The sequence below is a fragment of the Pseudomonas sp. HMSC063H08 genome (assembly GCF_001813645.1).
Taxonomy (GTDB): Bacteria; Pseudomonadota; Gammaproteobacteria; order Pseudomonadales; family Pseudomonadaceae; genus Pseudomonas; species Pseudomonas aeruginosa.
The window spans coordinates 1-936 of sequence record NZ_KV813571.1; the positions used below are offsets into that span (position 1 = coordinate 1).

Consider the following 936-nt stretch of genomic DNA (forward strand, 5'->3'; position numbering starts at 1 on the left):
ATCGCACCAGCTTCCGGTAGCGCGATCAATCAACCACAGGTTGATGGAAGCCCTCTCCCTCAGATTTACCTCCCAATACCGACCCATGCGGGGAATACTTTTCCCTGACGGGCAAGGTGTTTCTCCGCTTTCGCTTACGAAACTGGAGAACCATCATGAGCAACAACACCCAAGCCCAAGAAGCCAAATATTTCGACCTGCACACCACCGGTATCGGCTACCTCAATCGCATCCGCGAAGTACCGATCCGCCGAGGTGAACCGTTCCTCGCCGCTACTGTTGCTGCCCTCCATGGCGCGGCAGACAGCGTGGAATACTCCTACATCGACTGCAAAGTGGTCGGCGCCCAGGCTGAAAAGCTTGTCCGCCGTTGCAAGGAAGCAGTCGAGGCCGAGAAGAAGGTGCTGATTTCTTTCCGTATCGGCGACATCTGGGCGGATCCCTTCACCTACGAGAAAGGCGAGAAAAAAGGCCAGTCCGGCGCAAGCCTCAAAGGCCGGCTGCTCTTCATCTCCTGGATCAAAGTGGATGGCACCACCGTCTACGATGCGAAGGAAGAAGCTGAGAAAGCCCAGCAAGGCCAAGGCGAACCGCAAGGTGAACCCGCAGCCCCCGCTGAGCACGCTGAACAAGCCGCTGCTTGAGCACGGCTTGATCGAATACCGGCCCTCATCCCGAGGGCCTTTCACTACCTACGCTATGCGCCACTCTTCATCGCATACCCACCCGGGGGGCACCATCTCCCCCAGGGCGTGGTGTTCTCCATTATCTGGAGATCATCATGAGCAATATCCAAATCGTAGATCTGCCCGCCCTGCCGGAAGTAGAGGAGGTTAGCCTCAGCGACGTCGAGGACGAGCTGCTGCTCAGCAGTCAGTTCTGCAACTTCGCCTGGCTGTTCCTAGCCAGCAACAATGCCCAGGTATCTGCCTTGGC

Annotated in this window: 1 protein-coding gene; it reads left to right on the forward strand. The window is 57.5% G+C overall.

The window, feature by feature from the left end; genetic code table 11:
* The first annotated feature begins 155 nt into the window (after positions 1-155).
* Positions 156-644, forward strand: coding sequence for an STY4534 family ICE replication protein (locus tag HMPREF2924_RS26690; protein WP_003448595.1), 489 nt, complete (start codon positions 156-158; stop codon positions 642-644).
* Positions 645-936: the final 292 nt, after the last annotated feature.